The sequence below is a fragment of the Streptomyces sp. NPDC085596 genome (assembly GCF_044541565.1).
Classification (GTDB): domain Bacteria; phylum Actinomycetota; class Actinomycetes; order Streptomycetales; family Streptomycetaceae; genus Streptomyces.
In genome coordinates, this window is record NZ_JBITTC010000004.1 from 505,844 (window position 1) to 526,232 (window position 20,389).

The 20,389-nt window shown below is 72.9% G+C and carries 21 protein-coding genes; 11 read left to right on the forward strand and 10 right to left on the reverse strand.

Annotated elements, in window-relative coordinates; genetic code table 11:
- Positions 1 to 14: 14 nt before the first annotated feature.
- Positions 15 to 1,031, forward strand: a complete 1,017-nt coding sequence (locus tag ACIGA3_RS15400) for an asparaginase (protein ID WP_399715442.1) — start codon at positions 15 to 17, stop codon at positions 1,029 to 1,031.
- A gap of 23 nt (positions 1,032 to 1,054) precedes the next feature.
- Here the strand turns inward: ACIGA3_RS15400 and ACIGA3_RS15405 are convergent, their stop codons facing one another.
- The gene (locus ACIGA3_RS15405) at positions 1,055 to 2,263 is read right to left on the reverse strand and encodes a D-alanyl-D-alanine carboxypeptidase family protein (RefSeq protein ID WP_399715047.1); all 1,209 of its coding nucleotides are present in this window, start codon (positions 2,261 to 2,263) and stop codon (positions 1,055 to 1,057) included.
- A gap of 276 nt (positions 2,264 to 2,539) precedes the next feature.
- Here ACIGA3_RS15405 and ACIGA3_RS15410 point away from each other — a divergent pair, with 276 nt between their 5' ends.
- Positions 2,540 to 3,427: a hypothetical protein gene (locus ACIGA3_RS15410; RefSeq protein ID WP_399715049.1), complete on the forward strand. Its 888-nt coding sequence runs from the start codon at positions 2,540 to 2,542 to the stop codon at positions 3,425 to 3,427.
- An 86-nt stretch (positions 3,428 to 3,513) separates the two neighbouring features.
- A complete protein-coding gene (locus ACIGA3_RS15415; RefSeq protein WP_399715052.1) occupies positions 3,514 to 4,239 on the forward strand; it encodes a class I SAM-dependent DNA methyltransferase in 726 nt (241 codons plus the stop codon).
- 23 nt (positions 4,240 to 4,262) lie between these two features.
- On the opposite strand, the gene ACIGA3_RS15420 is transcribed toward ACIGA3_RS15415, so the two are convergent.
- The 3 genes from ACIGA3_RS15420 to ACIGA3_RS15430 form a co-directional block, all read right to left on the reverse strand.
- The gene (locus ACIGA3_RS15420; RefSeq protein ID WP_399715055.1) at positions 4,263 to 4,844 is read right to left on the reverse strand and encodes a hypothetical protein; all 582 of its coding nucleotides are present in this window, start codon (positions 4,842 to 4,844) and stop codon (positions 4,263 to 4,265) included.
- Between the two features lie 85 nt (positions 4,845 to 4,929).
- Positions 4,930 to 5,649, reverse strand: coding sequence for a ferredoxin reductase (locus ACIGA3_RS15425; RefSeq protein ID WP_399715445.1), 720 nt, complete (start codon positions 5,647 to 5,649; stop codon positions 4,930 to 4,932).
- Positions 5,650 to 5,713: 64 nt separating this feature from the next.
- Complete coding sequence (locus ACIGA3_RS15430) at positions 5,714 to 6,319, reverse strand: sulfite oxidase-like oxidoreductase (RefSeq protein WP_399715057.1); 606 nt, start codon at positions 6,317 to 6,319, stop codon at positions 5,714 to 5,716.
- 171 nt (positions 6,320 to 6,490) lie between these two features.
- Between ACIGA3_RS15430 and ACIGA3_RS15435 the strand changes: the two genes are divergently transcribed.
- Entirely contained in the window at positions 6,491 to 7,315 is an 825-nt protein-coding gene (locus tag ACIGA3_RS15435; RefSeq protein ID WP_399715059.1) for a GNAT family N-acetyltransferase, read from the forward strand.
- Here ACIGA3_RS15435 and ACIGA3_RS15440 read toward each other — a convergent pair.
- Positions 7,270 to 7,707, reverse strand: coding sequence for a MarR family winged helix-turn-helix transcriptional regulator (locus ACIGA3_RS15440; protein ID WP_399715061.1), 438 nt, complete (start codon positions 7,705 to 7,707; stop codon positions 7,270 to 7,272). The genes ACIGA3_RS15435 and ACIGA3_RS15440 overlap by 46 nt on opposite strands.
- 137 nt (positions 7,708 to 7,844) lie before the next feature.
- Here ACIGA3_RS15440 and ACIGA3_RS15445 point away from each other — a divergent pair, with 137 nt between their 5' ends.
- Complete coding sequence (locus tag ACIGA3_RS15445) at positions 7,845 to 8,933, forward strand: hypothetical protein (RefSeq protein WP_399715064.1); 1,089 nt, start codon at positions 7,845 to 7,847, stop codon at positions 8,931 to 8,933.
- 258 nt (positions 8,934 to 9,191) lie between these two features.
- Positions 9,192 to 9,980 (forward strand): putative protein N(5)-glutamine methyltransferase, encoded by a 789-nt coding sequence (locus tag ACIGA3_RS15450; RefSeq protein WP_399715067.1) that lies wholly within the window; start codon positions 9,192 to 9,194, stop codon positions 9,978 to 9,980.
- A 20-nt stretch (positions 9,981 to 10,000) separates the two neighbouring features.
- On the opposite strand, the gene ACIGA3_RS15455 is transcribed toward ACIGA3_RS15450, so the two are convergent.
- Complete coding sequence (locus tag ACIGA3_RS15455) at positions 10,001 to 12,082, reverse strand: SpoIIE family protein phosphatase (RefSeq protein WP_399715069.1); 2,082 nt, start codon at positions 12,080 to 12,082, stop codon at positions 10,001 to 10,003.
- Positions 12,083 to 12,388: 306 nt separating this feature from the next.
- On the opposite strand from ACIGA3_RS15455, the gene ACIGA3_RS15460 reads away from it, so the two are divergent.
- The 4 genes from ACIGA3_RS15460 to ACIGA3_RS15475 all read left to right on the forward strand — a co-directional run bounded on the left by ACIGA3_RS15460 (position 12,389) and on the right by ACIGA3_RS15475 (position 16,568).
- Positions 12,389 to 13,270, forward strand: a complete 882-nt coding sequence (locus ACIGA3_RS15460) for a hypothetical protein (protein WP_399715071.1) — start codon at positions 12,389 to 12,391, stop codon at positions 13,268 to 13,270.
- Between the two features lie 86 nt (positions 13,271 to 13,356).
- Positions 13,357 to 13,731, forward strand: coding sequence for a hypothetical protein (locus ACIGA3_RS15465; RefSeq protein WP_399715074.1), 375 nt, complete (start codon positions 13,357 to 13,359; stop codon positions 13,729 to 13,731).
- Positions 13,732 to 13,971: 240 nt separating this feature from the next.
- Positions 13,972 to 15,987 carry an FAD-dependent oxidoreductase gene (locus ACIGA3_RS15470; protein ID WP_399715077.1) on the forward strand — a complete coding sequence of 672 codons (2,016 nt, stop codon included), beginning with the start codon at positions 13,972 to 13,974 and terminating at the stop codon, positions 15,985 to 15,987.
- Between the two features lie 26 nt (positions 15,988 to 16,013).
- Positions 16,014 to 16,568, forward strand: a complete 555-nt coding sequence (locus ACIGA3_RS15475; protein WP_399715080.1) for a PadR family transcriptional regulator — start codon at positions 16,014 to 16,016, stop codon at positions 16,566 to 16,568.
- A gap of 14 nt (positions 16,569 to 16,582) precedes the next feature.
- Here ACIGA3_RS15475 and ACIGA3_RS15480 read toward each other — a convergent pair whose 3' ends face one another.
- Entirely contained in the window at positions 16,583 to 17,116 is a 534-nt protein-coding gene (locus ACIGA3_RS15480) for a hypothetical protein (protein WP_399715082.1), read from the reverse strand.
- Positions 17,117 to 17,276: 160 nt separating this feature from the next.
- A complete protein-coding gene (locus tag ACIGA3_RS15485) occupies positions 17,277 to 18,251 on the reverse strand; it encodes a fibronectin type III domain-containing protein (protein WP_399715085.1) in 975 nt (324 codons plus the stop codon).
- 377 nt (positions 18,252 to 18,628) lie between these two features.
- On the opposite strand from ACIGA3_RS15485, the gene ACIGA3_RS15490 reads away from it, so the two are divergent.
- Complete coding sequence (locus ACIGA3_RS15490) at positions 18,629 to 19,330, forward strand: glycoside hydrolase family 75 protein (RefSeq protein WP_399715088.1); 702 nt, start codon at positions 18,629 to 18,631, stop codon at positions 19,328 to 19,330.
- A 43-nt stretch (positions 19,331 to 19,373) separates the two neighbouring features.
- Here ACIGA3_RS15490 and ACIGA3_RS15495 read toward each other — a convergent pair whose 3' ends face one another.
- Positions 19,374 to 19,784: a PTS-dependent dihydroxyacetone kinase phosphotransferase subunit DhaM gene (locus ACIGA3_RS15495; RefSeq protein WP_399715091.1), complete on the reverse strand. Its 411-nt coding sequence runs from the start codon at positions 19,782 to 19,784 to the stop codon at positions 19,374 to 19,376.
- Positions 19,777 to 20,388 carry a dihydroxyacetone kinase subunit DhaL gene (dhaL, locus tag ACIGA3_RS15500; protein ID WP_399715094.1) on the reverse strand — a complete coding sequence of 204 codons (612 nt, stop codon included), beginning with the start codon at positions 20,386 to 20,388 and terminating at the stop codon, positions 19,777 to 19,779. Before dhaL ends, ACIGA3_RS15495 begins: the two co-directional genes overlap by 8 nt.
- Position 20,389 lies beyond the last annotated feature (1 nt).

The window sequence follows — 20,389 nt, forward strand, 5'->3', positions numbered from 1 at the left end:
TGACGCAGGCAGTGATGCACAACAGCTCCCCCCTCGACGCCCCCGTCGTCCGCGAACCCCGCCACACCCCCGTCGCCCACCTGGTGCGCGGCGGAGTCGTCGAAGGCGTCCACCACGGCTCGGTCGTCGTCCTCGACACCGACGGCCGGACGCGGCTCCGGCTCGGCGACACCGAGGCGGCCTTCTACCCGCGCTCCGCGCTCAAGCCCGTCCAGGCCGTCGCCATGCTGCGGGCCGGGCTGCCCCTCGACGCGGACCTGCTCTCCCTGGCCGCCGCCAGCCACTCCGGCGAGGAACGCCATCTCGCGGGCACCCGGCGCATCCTCGAACTCGCCGGACTCACCGAGGCCGACCTGCGCAACACCCCCGACATGCCGTTCGACCCCGTCGTCCGCGACACCTGGGTCCGGGACGGCCGGGGCCCCTCCCGGCTCGCCCAGAACTGCTCCGGCAAGCACGCCGCCATGCTCTGGACCGCCCGGCTCAACGACTGGTCCCTGGACGACTACCTCGACCCCGCCCACCCCCTCCAGCAGGCCATCGCCGAGACCGTCGAGGACCTCACCGGGCAGCGGGTCGCCCATGTCACCGTCGACGGCTGCGGCGCGCCCCTGTTCGCCGTCTCCCTGCACGGACTCGCCCGCGCCCTCGCCCGCATCACCACCGCCGCCCCCGGCACGCCCGAGGCGCGCGTGGCGGACGCGATGCGCGAGCACGCCGAGATGGCCTCCGGTGTCCGCCGCGACGTGGCCGCGCTGATGCGGGCGGTGCCCGGCCTGCTCGCCAAGGACGGCTTCGAGGGCGTCCAGGTGGCCGCGCTGCCCGACGGCCGCGCCATCGCCGTGAAGATCGCGGACGGCGCCGACCGGGCCCGTATCCCCGTCGCCGCCGCGGCGCTCGCCCACGCCGGGGTCGACCCTGCCCTCCTCACCGCCTTCGCGGGCGCCCCCCTGCTGGGCGGCGGCAGGCCGGTGGGAGCGGTGCGTACGGTGCGGGAGCTGGAGCCGGCTCCGCTGGTGCCCTGCGTCTGATCTGGCCGACCGGGTCGTTCCGGTCAGGCTCTGGTGCCGCTGCCGCTGCCGCTGCCGCTGCCGCTGCCGGTGTCCTTGCCGCCCTTGCCGCGCAGGGCCAGGGTCACACCGGCCGCGCCGAGGATGACGATCCCGGCGATGGTCGCGGTCCGCGTCCAGTCGGTGTCGTCGTCCGGCGCCGGAGAGGTGGCCGCGGCGACGGGGATGGCGGAGTGCGTGGGCTCCGGTGTGGTGCGCAGTCCGTCCAGCGAGCCCACCGGGTCCACCCGTCCGGCGGCGGCGAAGCCCCAGTCCAGCAGCTGGCGCGCCTCCTCGTACACGGCGAGCCCGCCGCCCTCCTGAGGGTTCATCACCGTGACCACCAGGGTGCGACCTCCCCTGCGGGCAGCGGCCACCAGGGTGTTGCCCGCGTTGCTGGTGTAGCCGTTCTTGATGCCGATGATCCCCGGATACGGAGCGACGCCGTCCTCGCCGGTCAGCAGCCGGTTGGTGTTCTCGATGGCGAACGGCCAGCCCTCTCCGGGGAACTGGGCCTGCGCGGTGGAGCAGTACCGGGCGAAGTCGGGGTTGTGCAGCCCGGCCCGGCCGAACACCGCCAGGTCGAACGCCGAGGACACCTGGCCGGGGGAGTCGTAGCCGTCGGGGGAGATGACATGGGTGTCCATCGCGCCCAGCGTGCGCGCCTTGGTCTGCATCCGGGCGACGGTCGTGTCCACACCGCCGTCCAGGGCCGCCAGTACATGCACGGCGTCGTTGCCGGAGCTGAGGAACACGCCTCGCCACAGGTCCGCCACCTGATAGGTGTGGCCCTCCTCCACCCCGACCAGGCTGCTGCCCTCGCCGACGTCCGCCAGCTCCTGGTAACTCACCTTGTGCTGCTGGGTCGCGGGCAGCGTCGGCAGGACCGTCAGCGCGAACAGGGTCTTCAGGGTGCTCGCGGGCGGCAGCTTGCGGTGCGCCCCGTCGGCGGCGAGCACATCACCGCTGTCGGCGTCGGCCACCAGCCAGGACAGCGCCGAGAGCTGCGGTGTCTCGGGGGCACCGGCGCGCGGGCGCACCTGGACGCCGGAACCGTAGAGCAGGGACGGCTGCGGGACGGCCGCCCGTGGTGCGGGCGGTGCTGGTTCCCCGCCGCCTCCGGTGGCGGCGGCCGCGGGCGCGAGGGCCAGCGCTCCCGCCATGCACAGGGAACAGACGGAAATGGTCGCCCGACGTGAGAATCCGGTGCTCATATGATCAACGTAGGAAGATCGGCGTGGTGCGGCGAGCTGTCCGCGCCGGACGGCTGAGCGGAGCAACCCGGATGCCGCACTCGGGGGCCATGTGGCGGCGCTCTGTAGGTGGCCGCTGTGGGTGGGCTGTGAACACACCCCAATGTGCTCTGACGTATGACGGGACGACATGGTGTGGCGCCACATGTGTCCCGCCCCTACCACCCGTGTCCGGATGCGGTAACGATCCCGGACGAGCGGGGTACTTGAGCGTCAACTGTGCCCTATCGTCACGACATGTCCACGCCACCGCAGCAGCCCGCGCAGCCCGCCGACCGGCCGCCGCAGCCCGGACCGCCCGCGCAGCCGCCCTCGGTCCCGCCCCAGCCGACCGCGTACCCCTACCCGAGTCCGCAGTCTCCGCCGCCGGTCCCGCAGTCCCTTCCGCCGGGCCCCTTCCAGCCGCCCACGATGCCGAGCGGCCCCCAGCCGGGCAACCCCTACGCCCAGCCCCCGCAGTACGGCCCGCTGCCGGTGCCGGCCCGGGCCGGTGGGAGCGGTGCCGCCGGACGGGCGGTGCTGTGGGCCGTCGTCGGAGCGGTCGTGGCCTCCGCCGCCTGGGCGGCCGGCGTCTTCCTGATCGGCGCCGCGGCGGGAGCGGCGGACCTGCGTGGCTACGCGGCCCCGTCCGACCTCTGCTCCCGCGCGGACTACACCTCGTTCAAGGACGAGTACACCGCCGGCGACTCCTCGCCGACCCACAGCTCCCTCAAGGACCCGGCGCTGGACGAGAGTTACTGCAGCGCGAGCCTGAAGAAGTCCGGCTCCTCCTACGCCGACGCCTACCTCTCCATCCAGCTGGACCTGCACAAGAAGACCGACCCGGGGCCCGAGTTCACCGCCACCTGGAAGAACTACGGGGACAGCCACACCGGTTACGACGTGGGCCCGGTCGAGAACATCGGCGACGAGGCGTACCTCGTGACCCGCGACACCACCAGCGGCACGTCCAGCGGCTCCCGCTACGCCACCCTGGCCGTCCGCGACGGCTGGGTCACCTACACGATGAGCTACAGCGCCTACCTCTCCTCGTACGACCCCGACAAGGACCCGCCGAAGATCGACGAGATCTCGGACTGGCTGAAGACAGACACCCAGAACACGCTGGACCGGCTGAAGGACTGAAAGGGCTCTCGCCGTATCGGATGCCGGCCGCCACCGACTTCCTCGCCCAGCCGTGACCCGGCGCCCCCGCGCCCTACCCTGGAGCCATGTTCAGCCCCGAGGGTCCCACCACGCGTGAACTGGCCGTGCAGGCGCTGTCGTCCGTCGAGCGGGGCTACGACCTGCTCGCGCCCAAGTTCGACCACACGCCGTTCCGGACGCCCGCCTCGGTGCTGGACGCCGTGGCGAAGGCGCTCGGACCGCTCGGCCCCTTCGAGGACGGGCTCGACCTGTGCTGCGGCACCGGTGCCGGGCTGCCGGTGCTGGGCGGTCTGTGCCGCCGGAGCGTCACCGGGGTCGACTTCAGCGCGGGCATGCTCGACGTGGCCCGGCGCGGACAGGGCGAGGGCGTCGCCCTGGTACGAGCCGATGCCCGCGCGCTGCCCTTCACCGCCGCCTTCGACCTCGTCGTCAGCTTCGGTGCGTTCGGGCACTTCCTGCCCCGGGAGCTGCCCGGCCTCTTCACTCAGGTCCACTCGACGCTGCGGCCGGGCGGGCGGTTCGCCTTCCCGGTGCTGGCGCCGCCCCGGCCGTCGAGCCCCGCGTACTGGATGCTGCTCGGCTTCGACGCGGTGATGCGGGTGCGCAACGCCGTGTGGCGGCCACCGTTCGTCATGTACTACCGCGCGTTCCGCCTCGGTGACGTCCGCAGGGAACTGGAGCTGGCCGGGTTCACCGTGGAGCTTGAGCCGCTGCCCGAGTTCGGTCGGCGTACCGACGGCAGCCCCCGTGCCCGGCTGGTGACGGCGCGGCGCGCACCGGTGAACTCGTAGGCTGGTTGCGGCATTGCGCTTCCTCACGCGCGCCGTCGCGTCCACCTCGGGCCGGTGCGTGCCCAGGCACGCTCCCACTCGTCCAGCCGGTGCCGCAGCGCGACCCGCCGCTCCACCGCGCGGGCCAGCAGCACGAACGTGGCCGTGCCGCCCGCCACGCCCAGGCCGACCGCGACCGTGTGCTGCCAGACGGCGATGTCGTTCGGCGGCGGCGCCACCGTGTGCCCCCGGCCGTCGAACCAGACGGTGACCGCGTCACCGGCGCGCGTCCCGGCCGGAACGTGGGCGACGGCGGTACGCGGCTTCTGCCCCGGCTCCGTCCAGCGGACCTCGGCACGGTAGCTGTGCCCACGGTCGCCGTGCACCGTCGGCCGGGCCGCCGGGCGGCCTAGCACCTCGGCCCGTACCGAGTGCCGCTCGGCCCGCTGCTCCTCGGCGTGCGTCCGCGCCCGGTCGTAGGTGTACAGCCCGGCCGCCGTCCCTGCCAGCGGCGCGACCACGCACAGCAGAACGGCGACGAGCACCACCACCCACGCCTCCACCACGTCCGACCGCCGCCGCAGCGGATTGTGCCGGCGTCGGCGACCGTGCGACCGAGTACGCATGTCCACACCCGTCAGGTACCCAGCACGACCCGACCTCGCGCACCCGGCGCGCCACGAGCTGCCGTCGGCTCAGCAGCTCAGCAGCTCAGCCGAAGCGTTCGATGCGGATGCGGTCCACCGGCTGACCGGCCGCGACGAGGAGACGGGAGGCATGTTCGGCGAAGCCATTGGAGCCGCACACATAGGCTTCCCACCCACCGGACGGCTGCTCGGCCAGGAGCGGCGCCACATGTGCGGCCGACATACGGCCCACCGGCACACCCGCCGGGGCGCTGCGGGTGAACACGGCCGTCGTCTCCGCGCCCAGCTCCCCGGCGTAGATCAACTCCTCCGGGCCGCGCGCCGACACCAGCATCCGCACCGGCACCGACAGACCCTGGGCACGGTGGTGCCGGACCATCGACATCAGCGGGACGATCCCGGAACCGGCCCCGAGCAGCAGCGCCGGACGGTCACCCGGCCAGGCGAAGAAGCCGCTCAGCGGGCCGCGCACCTCGATCCGGTCACCGGGCCGGGCCACCGTGTGGAACCAGCCCGAGACCTCACCGTCCGGGACGCGGTCCAAGGTCAGCTCGATGTGCCCGGAGCCGTCCGGAGCGGAGGCGATGGAGTAGTGGCGCTGGGCCACATAACCGTCCTCCGCGGTCAGCCGCAGCATCAGATGCTGGCCGGGCAGATGCCCCGCCCACTCCGGCACCGCGAGCCGGAACGTCGACGCGTACGGCGTCTCCCGCCGGACCTCGGTCAGGGTGGCCGTCTGCCACTCCGCCGCCACCTGCTCGCTCACCGCGATCCGGCCGGGCACCGCGAAGCGGGCCGGGGGAGCGGCGGGCGCGGACTCGGGCGCCCCCAGGGTCTCGTACGTCTGCTCAGTCACCTCGGTACCGCTGTTCCTCCCACGGGTTGCCCCGCTCGTGATAGCCGTTGCCCTCCCAGAAGCCCGGCTCGTCGTGGTCGAGGAGGGTGAGGCCCGCGATCCACTTCACGCTCTTCCAGAAGTACAGATGCGGCACGATCAGCCGCGCCGGACCGCCGTGCTCCGGGGCCAGCGGCACGCCGTCGTGGTCCCAGGCGATCCAGGCCCGGCCACCGGTGAGATCGGCGAGCGGCAGGTTCGCCGTGTACCCGGTGTGAGAGCAGGCCAGCACATGTGTGGCGGACACATGTGGCCGCGCCATAGCAAGGAACGCGTCCAGCGAGACCCCGCCGAAGCGCACACCGAACCTGGACCAGCCGGTCACACAGTGGATGTCACCCTCGTACACCGAGCCGGGCAGCGCGTGCGCCTCGTCCCAGTTCCAGGTGTGCGGCCGCTCCACCAGTCCGTCGACGCGGAAGGACCAGTCGGCGGCGGCGAGGTCGGGGGTGACCTCGGCGGACAGGACGGGCCAGTCGTCGCCCGCGTCGTACTGCCCCGGAGGCAGTCCGGGACGGGAGACGCGCCGACGGCCCGTGAAGCCTCGGGTGACGTTCATGGCTCAACCGTACGCTCCCGCCACGGCTGCCCCGCCCCTGGTCAGTGCCCCGGCGGGCGACATCGGCCACACTGCGGACGCCGTCGGGAATAGCCGCCCCGCCGCCGTAATTGGGGGAAGTGCCGACGCGCCGCCGCGCCGGTGAAGGATGAGGGAAGCGAGGACATCAGCATGCCCGAGGCGTACGTCTCCACGCGGTACGACGGCCGGGAGGCCGCCACCCCGGCCGGCGCGGACCCCGGCCCCGCCGGGACGGCCGTCCCGCACCCGCTCGACAACGCCGCGCGCGCCTCCCTCACCGGCCCGCACGCCCACTTCGCCGAGCGGTACGGCCGGGTGCTCCGGTACCCGGTCGAGGTGTCGCCCTGGCTGGCCCTGCCCGACGAACCCGAGGCCGGCGACTGGGCCGAACTAGCCGCGCTCGCCGGACCCGGCACCGAGGTGCCGCTGCTCGGCTACCGGGGCCGGGTGCCGGAGGGCTGGGAGATCACCTTCGACGTGCCCGGCGTGCAGCTGGCGGACGACGGCGTGGCGGCCGCGCCGGACCCGGAGGCGGTGCCGCTCGGCCCGGCCGACGTGCCGGAGATGCTGGACCTCGTCGCGCGCACCCAGCCCGGCCCGTTCCAGCCGCGCACCATCGAGATGGGCGCCTACCTCGGCATCCGGCGCGACGGCGCCCTGATCGCCATGGCGGGGGAGCGGCTGCGTCCGCCGGGCTGGACCGAGATCAGCGCGGTCTGCACCGACCCGGCCTTCCGGGGCGAGGGGCTGGCCACCCGGTTGATCCTCGCCGTCGCGCACGGCATCCGCGAGCGCGGCGAGCGCCCGTTCCTGCACACCGGCGCGGGCAACACCGGCGCCATCCGCCTCTACGAGTCCCTCGGCTTCCGGCACCGGCTGGACACCAGGTTCTTCGGCGTGCGCGTACCCCTCGGCCAGCAGCCGACCGCCTACTCGGAGCCGCCGGAGGCCCCCGCGTTGTACCGCTCCAGGTAGGCCGCGAAGCGGATCAGGTCGTCCTCCGGCCAGTCGGCGAGCCGTTCCCGGAAGGCGGCCCGGCGGCTCCGGGTGACCTGGGCCAGGATCTCCTGGCCCGCGTCGGTCAGATGCAGCACCTGTACACGGTGGTCGTCCGGGGCGAGCCGCCGCTCGATCAGACCGGCCCGCTCCAGCGCGCCGACCTGACGGCTCACCGTCGACTTGTCCAGCGCGTAGTGCGAGGCCAGGTCGGTCGCCCGGCAGCCGCCGCGCTCCTCCAGATGCCCGAGCAGCGTGTACGACACCAGCGACAATTCGGGGTGCATCCGCCCCGCCGAGGCGCGGGCCCGGCGCGCGAACGCCGTCATCTCGCGCTGGATCGTCTCGACGGCCGTTTCCGCCGCCGTCATGAGAACACCTTGGTCATGAGAACACCTTCGCCATGAGAGCCCCCTCACGGAACTCCTCCGAACCGTCCGAACGATTCTGGTTGTATAGTACAACTTGAACGTGAGTTGTATAAGGCAACCAATGGAGGTTCCAGTCGATGAAATCACCGGCACTGCGTCATGTGCTCACGCACCTGATCACCCCGCTGCTGATGTGCATAGGTATGGGGCTCGCCTATATGGGAGCCTTCGTCACCCCGGAGCCCCACCACATGCCTGTGGCCGTGGTCGGCGCCGGACCCGAGGCGAAGGTGTTCGCGCAGACGGTGAAGGACACCGCGGGGGACAAGCTCGACGTCCGTACCGTCTCCACCCGGGCCGCCGCCGTCGAACTGCTGAAGGACCGGCATGTCACCGGCGCCTATGTGCCCAGCGCACATGAGCCCGAGCTGATCGTGGCGACCGCCGCGTCCGACACGGGCGCCACCGTCGTGGAGAAGATCTTCACGCCGGTAGCCGCGCACCAGGGCGCCCCGCTGAAGGTCACCGACATCGCGAAGCCGGTCTCCGACGACCCCACCGGACAGGGCCTGTTCTTCCTGCTGATCGCCATCAGCATCGGCTCCTACGCCTCCGTCGCCGCCATCGGCGCGGCCGGTGCGGCGCTCGCGGTACGGGTCCGGGCGCTCATCGCGGTCGGCGTGGCCGCCGTGGTCGGCGGTATCGGCGCCCTGCTCGCCGGGCCGGTCTTCCACCTCGCCCACCACGACCTGGGCACCCTGTGGGCCATGGCGTGGCTGTACTCGGCGGGCATCCTCCTCATCGGCGTCGGCCTGCACACGTTCCTCAAGCGCTGGACCACGCTCGCCATGATGGTGCTGTTCGTGATGCTGAACTTCACCAGCTCGGGCGGTTTGTTCCGGCCCGAGCTCCAGAACGGCTTCTTCGGCACCCTGCACGCCTTCTGGAACGGCGCCGGCTTCGTCGAGGGCATCCGCTCGCTGCTGTACTTCGGCGACGACGGCATCGCCCGCGATGTGTGGACCCTCGTGGCCTGGCTGGTCGTCGGCATCGCCGTCACCGGGATCGCCGCCCTCTGGGAGCGTCCGGCCCGCCGGACCCCGGAAGAGGTGCCGGCCGCGCAGGACACCTCGGCCGCCGAGGCAGAACGAGAGGCCGAACGAGAGGCCGAACGAGAGGCCGAGCGCGAGGCCGAGGAGGAGACCGAGGAGAGCGTGGCCGTCTGAGCCACCGCGGAGGTACGACCACCGGCCGAGCCAGGAACCCGCTCCCGCCCGGAGAGCCTGGCACGGTATGGTGGCCGCCTGGTCGCGCGGAGTGCGCGGCCGGTGCGACCGAGGAGGTGAGACCCATCAACGCTGTGTCAGCCAGGGTGCTCTCTCCTCGTGCCCGTGCCGTGTGACGGCGCGGACCAATGCGACGGTGACCGCGAGAGCGCCTTGAGGCCCCAGGTCCCCGAAAGGCTCCAGGCTCTTATGGCCGCCATGCCCGCATCACCCTCTCCGCTCGCCGACCCGTCCCCCCTCGTGGCCGCACTGCGCGCCGCCGGCTGTGTCTTCGCCGAGGACGAGGCCCGACTGATCCTCGCCACCGCCCGCAGCGCCGACGAGGCCGCCGCGATGGCCGGGCGCCGTGCCTTGGGGCTCCCGCTCGAACACGTCCTCGGCTGGGCCGAGTTCCACGGCCTGCGCATCACCGTCGAGCCCGGCGTGTTCGTACCCCGCCGCCGCACCGAGTTCCTCGTCGACCAGGCCCTGGCCCGCGCCCCGCACGCACGTGTGGTCGTGGACCTGTGCTGCGGCTCCGGCGCACTCGGCGCGGCCCTGGCCGTCGCGCTCGACGGCGCCGAGGTGCATGCCGCCGACATCGACCCGGCCGCCGTACGCTGCGCCCGCCGTAACCTCGCCCCCCACATGGGCCGCGCCCACACCGGCGACCTCTACGCGGCGCTCCCCGCCGAACTGCGCGGCCGCGTCGGCATCCTGACCGCCAACGTCCCCTATGTGCCCTCCGCGGAGGTCCCTTTGCTCCCCGCCGAGGCCCGCGACCACGAACCCGCGACCGCGCTCGACGGCGGCCCCGACGGACTCGACGTCCTGCGCCGGGTGGCCGCCGGAGCGGCCGAGTGGCTGGCCCCCGGCGGCTGCCTGCTCTCCGAGACCAGCGCACGCCAGGCGTTTGCCGCCAGAGAGATCTTCGCCCGGGCTGGTCTCGACACACATGTGGCGGTCTCACATGAGTGGGACGCACATGTGCTGATCGGCGTGCGGTGATCGGCGTGTGGTGACCCGGCCTACGACAAGTCGCGGGCCCGTGCGATGAGTACGGCCACGTCGTCGTGGTTGTCCGGCTGGTACAGCGTGTCCAGGAGGTGCTCGCAGACCTCCTCCAGCGGGCGGTCCGGGGCGTCGGCCAGCAGGGACAGCAGCCGGTCCAGGCGCTCGTCCAGTGAGTGGCAGCGGGTCTCCACCAGACCGTCGGTGTACAGCACCAGCTCGTCGCCGGGCTCGAAGTCGACGGTCACGGTGGAGAACTCCACCCCACCCACCCCCAGCGGCACACCCGTGGGCAGGTCCAGCAGCTCCGGCGGCCGGCCCGGACGGACCCGTACCGGCGGCAGGTGCCCGGCGTTGGCGATCAGACACCGGCGCTGCCGCGGGTCGTGGACGGCGTACACACAGGTGGCGATGGAGTGTTCCGTCGCTGCCGTGGCCTTGTCCAGCTGTTCCAGCAGCAGTGACGGGTCGAGGTCGAGCGAGGCGAGGGTGGTGGTGGCGGTGCGCAGCAGGCCCATCGTGGCGGCCGCGCTGATGCCGCTGCCCATCACATCGCCGACGACCAGCGCCGTCTTGTCGCCGTCCAGCGGAATGACGTCGAACCAGTCGCCGCCGACCTCGCTGGTGGACCCCGCGGGCTGGTAGCGGGACGCCACCTCCAGCCCCGTCGTCACCGGCGGATGGCTCGGCAGCAGGCTGCGCTGGAGGGTCAGCGCGGTGCTGCGGGCGTTCTGGTACCAGCGCGCGTTGTCGATCTGCACGGCAGCGCGCGCCGCCAGCTCCCGCGCCAGCAGCACGTCGTCCTCGTCGAAGGGCGCCGGGTTGCGAGTGCGCTTGAGGTCCAGTGCGCCCAGCACCTCGCCGCGCGCGATCAACGGCACGGCCAGGTACGAGTGCAGCCCGGCCCGGCTCAGCATGACGGCGGCCTCGGGCGAGCGGGCGATGCGCGGCAGGTCCTCGTCCTTGACCCGAGGCACGTGCACCGCCTCGGCCGTACGCACGCACTCGGTGACCAGGCGGTCCGGGCCGTACCAGGCGATCCCGCCGGGCCGGTCGGCCGCCCGCACGGCGTCGCCGCCGTCGTCCGGGCGCACCGCGAGCGCCCGGATCACGGCCGGCTCGGACGGCCCGAGCGTGCTGCGCCGGCCCTCCACGACGGCGTCCAGCAGGTCGACGGCGGCCACGTCGGCCAGCGCCGGTACGGCGACCTCGGCCAGCTCGCACGCGGTGCGCTCCAGCTCCAGCGTCGTCCCGATACGGGCGGAGGCGTCCGCGATCAGGGCGAGCCGGCGCCGCGCGTTCTCCGCCTCCACCGCCGCTCGGTGCTGCTCGGTGATGTCGACCAGCGACAGGGCGGCCCCGAGCACATTGCTCAGCGCGTCGTCCAGGCGGTACAGGGAGAGCGACCAGGTGTGCTCGGCCTCCGGGTCGGCCGGGGTACGGCCCACCACGGTCCGGTCGATCACCGGGTCTCCGGTCGTCAGCACCTCCCGCAGCGCCTCCTCCATCACGTCGGCGTCCAGCAGTGGCAGCACCTCGCGCGGCGTGCGCCCCTCGTGGTGCTCGGCCGCGACCCCGCTGAGCCGTTCCAGCGCCGGGTTGACCGAGACGAACCGCAGCGCGGTGTCCAGGACGGCGAGCCCGATGGGGGACTGGTGCACCATCCGCTCGGACAGCGCCACGTCGTGCTCCAGCCGCCGTACCGTCGACTGGTCGGCGGCCAGACCCAGCGCGTACACGTCGCCCCGGTCGTCCAGCAGACGCATGTTGCGGAACTCCACCAGTCGGGTGGTGCCGTCCTTGCGGCGGATGGGGAAGCCGCCCGCCCAGCTCTGCCCGGTGCGCATCACGTCCTCGAAGAGCTCACCGACCAGTTCGATGTGCCGTTCGTGCACCATCAGCCGGGCCGCGTACCGGCCGAGCGCCTCCTCGGCGGTGTACCCGAACAGCTCCTCGGCCTGCGGGCTCCACAGCACGATGCGGCCCCGGGCGTCCAGCACCACGGAGGCCACGCCCAGCATGTCGAGCAGCCCGCCGGGCCGCACCGGGCCGCGCTCGGGCTCGCCGTTCCCGGCCGCCTGAGTCTCGGCTGCACTCATGCCACGCACCGCCTTCGCCCGTCCGCACGGCACGCCGTCCCCCGTGCCGACTCCCCTTGTTGTACCGCGCTCACCCCCGGCTCGCCGAGGCCGTGGTCCCAAGAACCCTCCGCGTCCACCATCTCTCACTCCGGCCTCCGGCGTACTCCCCGGCCCCAGTGGCCACGTGACGCGTGTGACGGACGTCGTCCAACGGGCCGGGAGAGTTCACCGTCATCTTCCTTGATTGGTCTGTACATGCCTACGCGGGCGGGCCAGACTGTCCGCCGACCGAGTGTCCCCACCCCCCTCACGAGGAGTCGGCCCATGCCCGCCCCTGCCCGAAAGCGCCGCCACGCGTTATCCGCCGGACTCGTCACCCTGGCCACCGCCGCCGCCGTGTCCCTGGGCGCCGCGGCCCCCGCCTCGGCGGCGGACACCTGGACCGAGACCGGTTCCGACCGCGCCGACCCGCTGACCGAGAGCCAGGGCCTGACCTCCGTGGAGGTCCCGGCGAACAGCCCCAACCGCTACACCGGCATCGGCACCATCCCGGTCGGCGTCTCCAGCCGGGGCTGGAACCACGTCGGCGACCCCGACGCCTCGTACAACGGCTACTACATCGAGCCCTACCAGCGGGACTCGGGCAACTCCAAGATGTACCGGGTGCAGGCGCCCGGCGGCGCCTGGTCGGAGTACACGCACACGCTCGCCCCCGGCGAGGCCATGAACAACTCCTGGTCCGCCATCTCGCCCGACGGGCAGTGGATGCTCTCCGGCGAGTGGGGCACCATGAACCGCCTGCTGGTCTTCCCCACCCCCGGCGTCAACCCCGCCACCTCGCCCTCGGCCGACCTGAAGCTGGCCTCCAACGTCACCCTGGACCGCCCCGTACGCGACGTGCAGGGCTGCGACTTCTCCGGGCCCACCACGCTGCTCTGCTCCTCCGACGACCCGGAGGGCACGCTGTTCGGCATGACCAAGCCGCTCCTCCAGATCGACCTGTCGGCGACGCCGAACGGCACCTCGAACGTGTCCGGCCATGTGACGGCCCTGCGCCAGCTCCCGCTGCGCAGCTCCTGCTCGGGCAGCTTCGAGACCGAGGGCATCGACTACGACCGGCGCAGCGGCATCCTGCGGGTGATCGTCGTCTCGCCGGGGTTCTGCGTGATCACGGACAGCAAGACGTACAAGTTCACCCGGAGCTGACTTCGCGGGTCCGCCGGATTCCGGGGGGATGGCCGGCGCGGGCCGGGGTACCCGACCAGCGCGGCACGGCCAGGAAAGGAGCGGACATGACGAACACGGAGGCATCGCACCCGGAAAGCGTCTCGGTGGAGATCAGCGGGTGTTCGCCGGACGACGCGCGCGTGGTCTTCGATGTGCTGAGCGCCTGCTTCGCGTCGGACCGTGACGCGAGCGACGCACCGCAGCAGCAGGACGAGACGCGCCCGATGGTGTGGCTCGGTACGTACGACATCGCGGACTCCCACACCGGGAAGTGTCCGCCCGCCAAGCTCAGCTCGTCCGTCCAGGCGGACGTGCAGGGCGGGTACTGGGCGGTGGACCGGTTCCGGGAGGCGCTGGACGAGATGTTCATCGTCCAGGAGACCGCCACGGCCTCCGGTGACCAGGAGCGGGAACTCCACCTGCTGCTGGGCAGCCGCTGACCCGCATCCCTCGTACGAGGTGCCCCGGCCGACCCCCGTCGGCCGGGGCACTCTGCTGTGTGGCCTCCGCCGGTGTGCGCCACGCCTATGTGTCCTCGGCCTATGTGCGCCATACCCATGTGCGCCACACCCACGTGTGCTCCGCCTATGTGCCCTCCGTCCCATCCTTTTGCAACTAGTTGCAAAAAGGGGAGCGGTTGCTCTACAACAAGAAGCGACCGCACCCCCACGGAGGGCCCGATGAGCCGTTACCCGCACCTGATGTCCCCGCTCGACCTGGGATTCACCACCCTGCCCAACCGCGTACTCATGGGCTCCATGCACGTGGGTCTGGAGGAGGCCGAGCGCGGCTCCGAGCGGATGGCGGCCTTCTACGCGGCCCGCGCGCGCGGCGGAGTGGGCCTCATCGTCACCGGCGGCATCGCCCCCAACGACGAGGGGCGCCCCTACGAGGGCGGCGCCAAGCTCACCACCGAGGCCGAGGCGGAGGAACACCGCGTCGTCACCGACGCCGTCCACCACGAGGGCGGCCGCATCGCCCTCCAGATCCTGCACTTCGGCCGCTACGCCTACCATCGCGACCTGGTCGCCCCGAGCCCGCTCCAGGCCCCGATCAGCCCCCACGTCCCCCGCGAGCTGACCGATGCCGACATCGAGCGGACCATCGAGGACTACGTCCGCACCGCCCGCCTCGCCCGGCAGGCCGGATACGACGGCGTCGAGATCATGGGCTCCGAGGGCTACCTCATCAACGAGTTCATCGCCGCCGGCACCAACCAGCGCACCGACCGCTGGGGCGGCTCGTACGAGAACCGGATGCGGTTCCCCGTCGAGATCGTCCGCCGTGTCCGCGAGGCGGTCGGCGAGGACTTCATCATCATCTACCGCCTCTCGATGCTGGACCTCGTCCCCGGCGGCTCCTCCCTGCCCGAGGTCGTCACCCTCGCCAAGGCCGTCGAGGCGGCCGGCGCGACCATCATCAACACCGGCATCGGCTGGCACGAGGCCCGTATCCCCACCATCGCCACCTCCGTGCCGCGCGGCGCCTACAGCTGGGTCACGAAGAAGCTCATGGGCGAGGTGTCCGTGCCCCTGGTTACCACCAACCGCATCAACACCCCGGAACTCGCCGAGGAGTTGCTCGCCGACGGCCGCGCCGACATGGTTTCTGTGGCCCGCCCGATGCTCGCCGACCCCGACTTCGTCGCCAAGGCCGCCGAGGGCCGCCCCGAGGCCATCAACACCTGCATCGGCTGCAACCAGGCGTGCCTGGACCACACCTTCAGCGGCAAGATCACCTCCTGCCTGGTCAACCCCCGTGCCTGCCACGAGACCGAACTCGTGCTCACCCCGACCCGGCTGACGAAGCGCGTCGCCGTCGTCGGCGCCGGACCCGCGGGCCTGGCCTGCGCGGTCTCCGCCGCCGAACGCGGCCACCAGGTCACCCTGTTCGACGCCGCGCACGAGATCGGCGGCCAGCTCAACGTGGCCCGCAAGGTCCCCGGCAAGCAGGAGTTCGACGAGACCCTGCGCTACTTCCGCCACCAGCTCGACGCGCACGGCGTCGACGTACGCCTCGGCACCTGGATCACCCCCGGCGACCTCGCCGGGTTCGACGAGGTCGTCGTCGCCACCGGCGTCACCCCGCGCACCCCCGACATCCCCGGCATCGACCACCCGCGCGTCGTCGGCTACCTCGACGTGCTGCGCGACGGTGCCCCCGTCGGTGACCGCGTCGCCGTGCTCGGAGCGGGCGGCATCGGCTTCGACGTGGCCGAGTTCCTCACCGACGCCGGCGACAAGGCGAGCGAGGACCCCGAGACCTACTTCCGCACCTGGGGCGTCGACACCGACTACGCGGCCCCCGGCGGCCTCGCCGTGCCCAGTCGCCCCGCGTCCCCGCGCACCGTCCACCTCCTCCAGCGCAAGGCCGGCAAGGTCGGGGCCGGACTCGGCAAGACCACCGGCTGGATTCATCGCACCGAGCTGAAGCACCGGGGCGTCACCATGGTCCCCGGCGTGCGCTACGACCGGATCGACGACGCCGGACTGCACATCACCGTCGGCGAGGAGAGCCACGTCCTGGAGGTCGACACCATCGTCCTGTGCACCGGCCAGGAACCGCGCCGCGACCTGTACGAGCAGCTGGTCGCCGCCGGCCATAACGCCCATCTGATCGGCGGCGCCGACCTCGCGGCCGAACTCGACGCCAAGCGGGCCATCAAGCAGGGCACCGAGCTGGCGGCGGCGTTGTAGAGGCCGCGCGTCCCTAGGATGAGCCCATGTCACTCCCGCACGCCATCCTCACCGCCCTGCTGGAGAAGCCGTCCTCGGGTCTGGAACTGACCCGGCGGTTCGACAAGTCGATCGGCTACTTCTGGTCGTCGACCCACCAGCAGATCTACCGCGAGCTGGGGAAACTGGAGGCCGAGGGGTTCATCCGCGCCCTGCCGTCCGCGCAGCCCGCCCGTGGGCAGAAGAAGAGTTACGAGGTTCTGCCCGCGGGCCGCGCCGAGCTGGCCCGCTGGACCGCAGCGCCCCAGGACCCCAAGCCGCTGCGGGACGCGATGCTGCTCCGGCTGCGGGCGGCGGCGGTGGTCGGCACGGCGGGCCTCGCGGCCGACATGCGGCGCCATCTGGAGCTGCACGAGAGTCAGTTGGCCGAGTACCAGGAGATCGAGAAGCGCGACTTCCCGCCCGGCCGGGACTCCCCGCAGGACCGGCTGCGCCATCTGGTCCTGCGGGCCGGGATCGACCTGGAGACGTTCTGGGCCCAGTGGCTCACCGAGGCGCTGAAGGAGTTCCCCGAGCTGGAGCCGGACGCGCCGGAGCAGTGATCCGGGCCCGGTGGTCAGTACCGCCGGTGCGGCCTCGGCCGTCGGCGCAGGAACCAGGCGCCCGCGATGACCGCCGAACCCACCAGCGCCGCGCCCGCCCCCAGGGTGAGCGTGCCGTAGTCACGGGTCGAGCCGCCCAGGCCGCCGGCCACGCCCCGCGACGGTGTGGGAGTGGCGGCGCGGGTCGGGGTGGCGGGCGCCGACACGATGACGACCTGGGTGCCCGCCGAGACGCCGTTGGAGCACCTCACCATCACCGTGTACGTCCCCGGCGCCACCGCCGACCAGGCGGCCGACTGGCTGACCGTCGTACCGGACAGCGCGACCTGGCGCCCCTGGGCGAAGCTCGTCCGCCCGCTGCCCAGCAGGGAGGCGGTGCCCCAACTGCCGTTGTTCTGGACGCAGGCGCTGGTCACCACCGACACATTGGTACCCGTGGTGCTGACGGAGATCCCCGCCACGGCCGCGGACGGCCCGGCGAGCGCGAGGGGCAGCGCGACGGCGGCCAGAGGAGTGGCGGCACGGGAGAGAAATCGGGAGTAGCGCATGGGCTCGCCTCCGGCGGCACGGTGGCGGTACGTCCCATGCGCCGCCTGGGGTCGGGAAACATCCGTGCTGCCCCAGAAGCAGCCAACGCGGCCCCACACGGCGCCGCATGCGCAGGGCGTCCGCACAGGTGACGCACTCCGCCGTCCGGGGTCCGCCCGGTCAGCGGCCCGTCGTGACGGTCCGTTCCGCCGAGAAGCCGCCCCAGGTGCCGTCCGGCAGCCGGGCCCGCAGCCGCACCCGGTGGACCTCCCCGGCCTCGCGCCCGGCGTACAGGCTGTGGTGCGCGCGGCCATGTGGTGGCGTGCCGCCCCAGACCAGGGAACTGTCCGTGCCCCCGTCCAGCCGGATCTGGTACTCGGCGATCACCCCGTCCACCCGCGGCGGGTCCCAGGCGAGATCGAGGTAGTACGACCCTGCGGAACGGCGGGAGGTCACGTCGAATCCGCTCGGCGCGGTGCCCCGGCGGTCGTCCGTGCCCGGTGTGGTGAGCCGGACCGGAGCGCTCGCGGGGGAGAGGTTGCCCGCCGCGTCCTGGGCCCGGACGGTGAACGTGTAGCGGGCGCCGGGGCGCAGTCCGGTGACCACGGTCGCGGTCTGGCCGCCGCCCACTCCGTGGATCTTCACCCCGCCCTGCTGGACGGCGTACGACCGCACACCCCGGTCGTCGTGCGCGGCCGTCCAGGACAGCTGGACCGCGCGGCCGTCCACCACCCGCCCGGTCACGCGGTCGGGGCGGCTCGGCGCCGAGTGGTCTGCCGCCACATAGGCGGGCGTCCGGGCCTGTACTTCCCGGCTCGGCGGCCCGAGGCGTCCGTCCGCGCTCCGGGCCCGCACGGTGAAGACGTACGGGGTGGACGGCTTGAGCCTGGTGACATCCACCATGTGCTGTGCGGCCGGTACTTCACCGACTTTTGTGGTGCCGCGATATACCTCGTAGGTATGGACGCCGGACCCGGCCGCGTTCCACATCACATGGACGCTGGTGGCGCTCCCCGCGTCGGCGGTGACACCGGTCGGAGCACCGGGAGCCGGGCCGTCGTCGGACCCGCCGTCGGGCGTACCGCAGGAGACGGCCAGCAGGAGGGCCGCGCAGACCGGCACGCAGTGGCCGGGGCGGAGGGGAACACGTCGCACGGCGCTGCCTCCCGGAGGCCCGCATCACGGCAAAGGTTCGGACCAATATGGCGCCCGCCGGGCCACCCCGGCAAGGGGGCCGTGCTGGTGAGAGTGTCCGGGCATTACGTATGCTGTGGTTTCCCTGAGGCGTGAACTACCCCGGCATGGAGGCGAGTTCACGTCCGTGGCGCGGAAACGCTGTCGTCGCCGAACCCGCGCCGACGCGGGCGGCCGGGGGCCGGACCCTCGCCGGTCCGGCCCTCCGGCCCCCCGTGAGCTGCTCCATCCGGCCGCAGAACGTGCCCTATCCGGCCGCAAAGCGGCAGCCGTACGCGCCTCTCGCCACCCACGTGGGTGATGGTGTCCGGAATGTCCCCTACGGGAGGTTCTCCAGCGTGCGTTTTCCGTCGTTGACGCCGGTCCTGGCCGGTGCCGCCCTGCTCGCCCCGACGCTGCCGCCCGCCGCCGCTGCCGTACCCCTCGGTGAACGGCCCGCGACGCGCTACGAGGCACCGGTGACCGCCGCCGAACTACGGGCCAGGACGCGCGAGTGCGCACAGGTCTCGCACGGCCGCTACCGCGAGGACGCCGCAGGCCCCGCCGAGATCCCGGTGTGCGGCACCCGCGACGCGGTGTTCTGGAAGGCGGACCTGGACATCGACTGCGACGGCCGGCCCGGCGCCCGCTGCAACCGCGGCACCGACCCCTACTTCTCCCCGGCCACCGCTTTCCCGCAGTCCGACGGCCGCCCGCTCGACGCCGAACGGCTGCCCTACATCGTCATCCCGCCCACCAGCACCATCTGGGACCACCGCGCCCACGGCGTCCGGGGCGGCTCCGTGGCCGCCGTGCTCTACCGCGACCGGGTGCGGTACGCCGTCGTCGGCGACACCGGCCCCCGCGACATCATCGGCGAGGCGTCCTACGCCACCGCCCGCGCCCTGGGCATCGACCCCGACCCGCGCGACGGCGGAGCCCCTTCCGGCGTCACGTACATCGTCTTCCGCGACACGCGGGCGCAGCCGATCGAGGACCACGCGGACGCGGTGGCCAAGGGGGAGGAGCTGGCCCGGAAGTTCGTCGGGCGCACGGGCTGACGGCGTGCGGGCCGGCCCCCGGTGGCGGGGACCGGCCCGGCGCTCACACCTTGCGGTAGGCGTACGCCTCCGTCGCGGAGGCCACCACCGCGTCCAGACCGGCACCCGTCGCCGCCGTCACCACGGCGGCCACCGCGCCCTCCACGAACGGGGCGTCCACCAGGCGCGTATCGGCCGGGAGTTCGTCGCCCTCGGCGAGCAGCGCCTTCACCGTGAGCACCGCGCTGCCCAGGTCGGTGAGGACCGCGACCCCCGCGCCCTGGTCCACGGCGGCCGAAGCGGCGGATATCAGCTCGGCGCTGGTGCCGAAGCCGCCGCCCTCCGTACCGCCCGCCGCGGCGACCGGCACCACGGTGGCACCGCCCGCCAGGGCCTTCGCCAGCCCGGCCACCGACTCGGCGACCTCCGCGCTGTGCGACACCAGCACGATCCCGACATACTGCTCGTCACTCATCGGAGCCTCCCTCCGCCGCCGTCACCAGCGCAGCGATCAACAGGGCCGACGAGGTGGCGCCGGGGTCCTGATGACCGATACTGCGCTCCCCGAGATAGCTCGCCCGCCCCTTACGGGCCTGCATCGGGGTCGTCTCCACCGCGCCGGACTCGGCGGCCCGGCGCGCGGCGTCGAAACCGTCACCGAGCGCCTCCACGGCCGGGATCAGCGCGTCCAGCATGGTCTTGTCACCGGGCGCCGCCCCGCCGAGCGCCGTCACCCCGTCCACTCCGGCCCGCAACGCCTCCGCCAGCTGCGCCTCGCTGACCTCGGGCGCGTCCCCGAGCACCTTCCCGGCCCGGCGCAGCAACGTGCCGTACAGCGGCCCGGACGCCCCGCCGACCGTGGAGATCAGCTGGCGGCCGGCCAGCGTCAGCACGGCACCCGGCGTGTCCGGTGCCTCCTTCTCCAAGGTGGCCAGCACGGCCGTGAAGCCGCGCTGGAGATTGCTGCCGTGGTCGGCGTCGCCGATGGCCGAGTCGAGGGCGGTGAGCCGCTGTGCCTCCCGGTCCACGGACGCGGCGGTCGCCGTGATCCAACGGCGGAAGAAGTCGGCGTCGAGCACT

Excerpts from the sequence above, each read along its gene's own strand:
- ACIGA3_RS15495 (WP_399715091.1), bottom strand. The coding sequence starts at position 19,784 with ATGAGTGACGAGCAGTATGTCGGGATCGTGCTGGTGTCGCACAGCGCG.
- ACIGA3_RS15410 (WP_399715049.1), top strand. The coding sequence starts at position 2,540 with ATGTCCACGCCACCGCAGCAGCCCGCGCAGCCCGCCGACCGGCCGCCG.
- ACIGA3_RS15480 (WP_399715082.1), bottom strand. The coding sequence starts at position 17,116 with ATGCGCTACTCCCGATTTCTCTCCCGTGCCGCCACTCCTCTGGCCGCC.
- ACIGA3_RS15435 (WP_399715059.1), top strand. The coding sequence starts at position 6,491 with ATGCCCGAGGCGTACGTCTCCACGCGGTACGACGGCCGGGAGGCCGCC.
- ACIGA3_RS15415 (WP_399715052.1), top strand. The coding sequence starts at position 3,514 with ATGTTCAGCCCCGAGGGTCCCACCACGCGTGAACTGGCCGTGCAGGCG.
- ACIGA3_RS15470 (WP_399715077.1), top strand. The coding sequence starts at position 13,972 with ATGAGCCGTTACCCGCACCTGATGTCCCCGCTCGACCTGGGATTCACC.
- ACIGA3_RS15455 (WP_399715069.1), bottom strand. The coding sequence starts at position 12,082 with ATGAGTGCAGCCGAGACTCAGGCGGCCGGGAACGGCGAGCCCGAGCGC.
- ACIGA3_RS15450 (WP_399715067.1), top strand. The coding sequence starts at position 9,192 with ATGCCCGCATCACCCTCTCCGCTCGCCGACCCGTCCCCCCTCGTGGCC.
- ACIGA3_RS15465 (WP_399715074.1), top strand. The coding sequence starts at position 13,357 with ATGACGAACACGGAGGCATCGCACCCGGAAAGCGTCTCGGTGGAGATC.
- ACIGA3_RS15460 (WP_399715071.1), top strand. The coding sequence starts at position 12,389 with ATGCCCGCCCCTGCCCGAAAGCGCCGCCACGCGTTATCCGCCGGACTC.
- ACIGA3_RS15445 (WP_399715064.1), top strand. The coding sequence starts at position 7,845 with ATGAAATCACCGGCACTGCGTCATGTGCTCACGCACCTGATCACCCCG.
- ACIGA3_RS15420 (WP_399715055.1), bottom strand. The coding sequence starts at position 4,844 with ATGCGTACTCGGTCGCACGGTCGCCGACGCCGGCACAATCCGCTGCGG.
- ACIGA3_RS15475 (WP_399715080.1), top strand. The coding sequence starts at position 16,014 with ATGTCACTCCCGCACGCCATCCTCACCGCCCTGCTGGAGAAGCCGTCC.
- ACIGA3_RS15405 (WP_399715047.1), bottom strand. The coding sequence starts at position 2,263 with ATGAGCACCGGATTCTCACGTCGGGCGACCATTTCCGTCTGTTCCCTG.
- ACIGA3_RS15430 (WP_399715057.1), bottom strand. The coding sequence starts at position 6,319 with ATGAACGTCACCCGAGGCTTCACGGGCCGTCGGCGCGTCTCCCGTCCC.
- ACIGA3_RS15440 (WP_399715061.1), bottom strand. The coding sequence starts at position 7,707 with ATGACGGCGGCGGAAACGGCCGTCGAGACGATCCAGCGCGAGATGACG.
- ACIGA3_RS15400 (WP_399715442.1), top strand. The coding sequence starts at position 15 with ATGCACAACAGCTCCCCCCTCGACGCCCCCGTCGTCCGCGAACCCCGC.